The organism is Microcoleus sp. PH2017_24_DOB_U_A (genome assembly GCF_020738205.1).
GTDB lineage: Bacteria > Cyanobacteriota > Cyanobacteriia > Cyanobacteriales > Microcoleaceae > Microcoleus.
This window is the reverse complement of record NZ_JAEQCT010000020.1, coordinates 83,820-89,035: the sequence shown is the minus strand read 5'-3', so window position 1 is coordinate 89,035 and position 5,216 is coordinate 83,820. Positions and strand designations below refer to the sequence as shown.

Below are 5,216 nucleotides of genomic sequence, written 5' to 3'. Positions count from 1 at the left end.
ACCGGAGATGATGTTGTTACCCAGCATCAAGGAACCAGCAACTGGTTCGCGGATGCCGTCGATGTCCACTGGAGGAGCAGCGATGAAGGCGATTACGTAGCAGATTGTTGCAGTTAGCAAGGTAGGAATCATCAAGACTCCGAACCAACCTACATAAATGCGGTTGTCGGTGCTTGTGACCCAGTTGCAAAATTGCGACCACAGATTGGCGCTTTCGCGCTGCTGTAAGGTTGCTGTCATGGTTTTATGATTGCTGTATTTGGTTGTCAATGTTCGGATGATGTCTCTATTATTAACGGTATTGTTAAGGTTTGTAAAGAGTTTTAAGGGCAGTATAACTGATGAGGGTCATAAGCTGGGGTTATTGGCTATCAACTTTACTCTCAATGACTTGTTGAACCTGTGGCGGTACGTTCGACAAAAAATTCAGCCCTGTCTCCCGCTCTACTTGTTTCACCGAAACCCGAAAGCTTTTCCATCCCGAACCCTTGACGCTGGCATCGTTGGGCATCATCACCGCGATCGTTCTGGTATTCGCCGTAATTCCCTGCATCCCCAATCCCTGCCTGTCCAACACCGCAATAACTTTCCAAGTCTTTGCCGGCACCGCGATTTTCTCCTTTTTGCCGATCGCGCCTTGCTTCCCCACTGGCCCCGCTACGATGTAAAGCTCTTTGCCCTGCTCCACTAATTCGCGGCAATATTCTTCCAAATCTCCCCACACGCCTCTGTTGAGCTCCGGCACTTGGGGCATCATGTTCGTCATCAGGAAAGTGCTGCTGTTGTCCGCTTCATTGCGAGTGCGATCGGCGCTTGGTGCAATGTGTCCCCGGTCGTAGCCACTTCCGGTGTAATCGTTGGGTCGAACTTGGTACGCAGCAGTGGGAAGTGCATCGTCGGGGCGGAAGTCGTTCTTGCGGTCAGCGCTTCCAATCCAAGATTTATTCAGTTGCCACGATACCCAGTTGGCGGTATGCGTTTTGTTGTTGTAGGAGAGCACGTACTGCTGCTTCACCATTAAATAGTTGTCGATGCTGGCAACACTGGAAGCGGCGTTGCTGGGATTACCCAGCAGCAAGTTCGGATTGTTGGTGGCGGATGCGATTGGTTCCTTGGTTTCCGGTTTTAGTGTTGGACGCTGCACCCTCGGTTTTTCCCGAACTTGAGGAAGTTTAGATGGTGGTGGTGGTGAAGTCAGATTGCAGCCGCTGATAATTCCCACCAAAACCAGAGCGATCGCCCTTTGATAAACCTGCCTCATTCCCGCTACTCCCACACTTGCTCGTTTCTCTTATACTCTGCAAGCTTACAGTGGCGTGAGGTACAGCTTCTTACTAATTACTCATTACGGATGCAGCGATTGACGGGAAAGGCAACCGCCGCAAATAAGAGAGAAAGTTCGCAGTGTTTAAACATCCAAACGTCCAAATATTTAAACGCTTAAATGTTTGTATTGGTGCTGAGCTGTTGGAGGTATAGAGCGACAGACTTTTCAACCAGCTCGCTGATTTCTTCGCCTGACTGTGCGGCAGCAGATTTGAGGTCGCGGTGCATTTGTTTTGGCAGGTAAACCGTAGCCCTGACAAAGTTTGGGTCTTTGCTTTTGGGTAACGCCGGAGTTGGTGCAGGTTCGAGATCGGGTTCGCCTGGTTTGAGTTTCTTCGCCTTTAACAAATCATCAAAGCGGCTCATGGCAATATCTCCTTACCGACAGCGGCATAACAACCCCACGCTGCTTTGGCATAGGCATCTTTGACAGCACTTACCGGAACCCCGGCAAGGGCTGCTTTTTGAAACACCGCCAGCCGCCTGACCTCAGCTTTGAATATTGGCAGCTCGGCTTTCTCGATCGTTCTCCGAGACTCTATCCCGACTTTGCTAGGAGCAGGCGGGATGAGGGTGAGCAAAATGCGGTAATTCGATTTGAGGGAATGCAAAGCTTCCACCATTTGCCCCATCGCGGTGAGGGCCATCGCATCGGGAGAACTCGGCAAAATCAGCAAGTCGCATCCTTCAGCTACAGTTTTGAGTTCGTCAGGGTCGGGTCGGGCCGGCGTGTCGATGACGATATGCTCGTAGTCTCTAGCAAACCTGACTCCTTGCTTTTCATCCACTACTTTGAACGGTAGAGAACCCCGCGCGGCCCAGTCCAAAGCACTGCGATTCAGGTCGCCATCCACTAACAACGTAGGTGCTTTTGTTTGCAGGTAAGCCGCTAGGTGCAGCGCTGTCGTTGTCTTTCCGACTCCGCCCTTGAATGAGGCGATTGTCACGATCATAGGTTTATCGATACGTTGATTAACTCACTTTACCCTTTAATCATCTAAATGTCTAGACATTTGAATGATTGAATGTTTGAGATTGTGCCGTATCTTGCTAGTTATGAAGCGGGTTGGCTCGGCTAATTAACGATAACAACGTAGCGCTCGGTTGTGGGCAATAGGAGGCTGTGGATCTTCCTAAAAATCAAGCAGTTGCTGCACTGCAAGAGTTTGTTCCCCGATTCGCTTTCTCGAAGGTGTGATACTGTAGCGGACTGCATCACCTGCGGTTTATTTAATCATCTAAACGTCTAGATGTCTGGCTAAATAATTCAAGATTTATGCAACTGGTACCTAGCGATGAGCGCGCACGGCGAAACTATCCCGTAGGAAATCGCCCTCAACCGCCGCATTAAGAAATCGCTCGAACTGGTGCAGCAATTTGTGATCGGCAATCCATAATTCACCAATCACGACTCTGCTTGACAAAAACAGCCGATGGTAAGGTTCACCGTCGATCTGCCCGAATAAGAGCACCGTAAGTTGTCGATGTTGGCAGCGTGGACGGGGCGCAAAAAAGTGGGTATAGTGCGGATGTTGTTAGAGGACGGGTTGAAGGAGGTGGAGGGGTAGGGGCTCACGCCTTTGAAACCGGAGCGAACTACAACCTAGATGGAGCGGTTGAAAGAAGTTGATTGAGGCTCTAATAGCTCACGCCCCTACCTTATTATCCTTTACGCGGCAGACGGTAACTGTTCAACTTCTTTCAGCCCCAAAAACCGCCCGTTCACAATTTCTCTGTAAGCTTCTAAATCCGGCTGCCAATTTTCCAAAAGCTTGTACAAGTGTTGCAATTTCTCGCCTTCTAATTCCCCTGCAATTTCGTATTGAAAGTTGCCCGAGAACAAAACAGCCGGAGTCGGTTCGGCTTCTTGGAGTTGCAATAAAGCTTCGGCAACGCTCAAGTTAAATTCTCCCCGTTCGAGAGAGTACACTAAATTAACAGCAGCTTTTACGGGAAATTTGCCCGCATCAAACCAGGTTCCTTTGGCGAGTAAAGTGGAGGTGATGTATTCGCGGGCTGCATTTTCATCTCCTGCTTCAAAGGTGACGAAACTTCTCGGATTGATGCTCAACGTTTGATAGTCGGTGCGGGGTAAAGCTTCAACGTATTTGCGGATGATAGCGGGGATTTTTACGTCTTCTTGTGACTTTGTACTCAGGGATTCGATGAAGGTGATGGCGTTCGATTGGGCGACGATGTTGATGCCGTTGGTGAAGGCAACTTGAGAGATTTGGGGGCTGAAAACGGGAGGGCGGGCGAGTTCCCAGTCAGGTGGAACGATGCCGCTGTATTTGAGGAAGTCCGAGTTGAGGAGCGTGGGGGAGTGGTTTCTGGCTGTCAGGGATAAGGCTAGTTCTTGAATGGTTGTTTTTGGTTTCATGGCTGTTTGTTGGGTGTGTTGGGTAATATTTTATGTTGGGTGGATTGCCTTCGTACAGGGGGAGAGTTGCGAGATCGGGAGAATTATTTAAAAATCATAGTTGTACTTGATGATGGCTGTAAAAAAGCTTGAATATCCACCAAATTAGTCGGCAGGATATATGAAAATGATAATATCATTCGGCTCTTCTGAGTATTGGGTGATAAACAAAGTTTATGTCTAGCCTGGAAAGGGTTTCAGCCTTCGGAAGGAGAAGATTTTGTGCCTTCTTATACAATTTTAGTCACAAACCCAGAAGAGCCTATCATTCAATGGTTTCCTAATCTAATCAATAGGTGGTGGCTTTCCTCACATAAACCAAACGTACAAGAAAAGAACAAGCGAGCTGAAACACACTCTCCCTATCAGGACAAACGCCTGAATTCCCAATAGCGATCGCGATCCTCTGGTTCGGGGTCTGGCTTCTCAAAAATATCCACTTCCTTAGGTAAAAGCAAATTCTTATAACAATCTTTTTCAATAATACAGGTTTGACCGGGCCGGACTGAAGAGACTGGCAACCACACGCCACCATTGAGTTTGCCATCCTTTGCCCTCACGCCAATGGAGAGAAAGGGAAGCACCATATTTGAACCATTATGGACTTCAAACATCAAGTTGCCGTTGTCAGCTATACCGATAACCTGCCAACGGAATTTCCGTCGGGACTCGACGATAGCTTGCTCTTGCTCTGTGAATGGAGGCGAACCCGCCTCGATGGCTGCCCACTCCTTCTTCGAGAACAATTTCCTTGCTGCGGAGCATCTTGCTCTCAGCCATTCCTCGAAACAGCTTGCAGTTTGTTGCAATCCCAGCTCGTGTTGCCACTCAAACACAGGAGACTCTTCCCCTGGAACAAACAGTGATTCTCTGAAATAGGCCAATGCCATGTCAGTACGACCAAAATGTAGCAAAACGCGACCATCATCCGATTGAGCATCAGTAGGAACATTGAATATCTGTACTAGATAGATACTTCCCTGACGATAGAGCTGGGCACCACCAAACTGTATAACGAACTCTTTGTATGATGGTGGCACGGGAAGATCTGACTGCTCAACTAGCTCTCGTTGTTCATCTGATAGTGGACTGTCCACAACATGGAATTTGCGAGTCTTAATTCTGTCCATTTCATCCTTAAGCCATTCAAACATACAGCACTTTCCAAGTAAATAGGTACACAAAACAGTTTTTGCAGGAGCGATGCCCGCGCGTAGGTTTGAATTTCAGATTTTTGTGTGGTTCATAAATGCAGAATCTGTTGTCATGTCTGCTCCTGCTACTTAAGTTTTTTTAGTGGGACTTAGACATTTTTCCGCCCCTTTAGGGGCGGAAAGCCTCTGGAGGATAAAGGAAACAGGTCGATGACCTAAAAATGCCTGAAACCGCAAATGGTTTATAGATTTATACCGATTCGAGCCAACAGCCCTTCCTCATCTAAGTTTAAGACCAATTTCGCCCCGTTTTTTGT

General features: G+C 48.1%; 5 protein-coding genes and 1 pseudogene. All 6 read right to left on the bottom strand.

Annotated features, from left to right (window positions below):
• Positions 1-240 (bottom strand): annotated as a pseudogene (locus tag JGK07_RS03325) (photosystem II q(b) protein); the annotation flags it as partial.
• 121 nt (positions 241-361) lie between these two features.
• On the bottom strand, positions 362-1,261 hold the full coding sequence (locus JGK07_RS03320; protein ID WP_293242172.1) for a DNA/RNA non-specific endonuclease: 900 nt from the start codon (positions 1,259-1,261) through the stop codon (positions 362-364).
• A gap of 179 nt (positions 1,262-1,440) precedes the next feature.
• On the bottom strand, positions 1,441-1,692 hold the full coding sequence (locus JGK07_RS03315) for a hypothetical protein (RefSeq protein WP_293242175.1): 252 nt from the start codon (positions 1,690-1,692) through the stop codon (positions 1,441-1,443).
• Positions 1,689-2,279, bottom strand: a complete 591-nt coding sequence (locus JGK07_RS03310; protein WP_293242178.1) for a ParA family protein — start codon at positions 2,277-2,279, stop codon at positions 1,689-1,691. The genes JGK07_RS03315 and JGK07_RS03310 overlap by 4 nt, the downstream gene beginning before the upstream one ends.
• Positions 2,280-2,995: 716 nt before the next feature.
• Positions 2,996-3,706: a hypothetical protein gene (locus tag JGK07_RS03305; protein WP_293242181.1), complete on the bottom strand. Its 711-nt coding sequence runs from the start codon at positions 3,704-3,706 to the stop codon at positions 2,996-2,998.
• Positions 3,707-4,110: 404 nt separating this feature from the next.
• Positions 4,111-4,899 carry a hypothetical protein gene (locus JGK07_RS03300; RefSeq protein WP_293187150.1) on the bottom strand — a complete coding sequence of 263 codons (789 nt, stop codon included), beginning with the start codon at positions 4,897-4,899 and terminating at the stop codon, positions 4,111-4,113.
• Between the last annotated feature and the right edge of the window lie 317 nt (positions 4,900-5,216).

Bases quoted from the DNA above. Each gene is read 5' to 3' on its own strand.
- JGK07_RS03320 (WP_293242172.1), bottom strand. From the start codon at position 1,261: ATGAGGCAGGTTTATCAAAGGGCGATCGCTCTGGTTTTGGTGGGAATT.
- JGK07_RS03315 (WP_293242175.1), bottom strand. From the start codon at position 1,692: ATGAGCCGCTTTGATGATTTGTTAAAGGCGAAGAAACTCAAACCAGGC.
- JGK07_RS03310 (WP_293242178.1), bottom strand. From the start codon at position 2,279: ATGATCGTGACAATCGCCTCATTCAAGGGCGGAGTCGGAAAGACAACG.
- JGK07_RS03305 (WP_293242181.1), bottom strand. From the start codon at position 3,706: ATGAAACCAAAAACAACCATTCAAGAACTAGCCTTATCCCTGACAGCC.
- JGK07_RS03300 (WP_293187150.1), bottom strand. From the start codon at position 4,899: ATGTTTGAATGGCTTAAGGATGAAATGGACAGAATTAAGACTCGCAAA.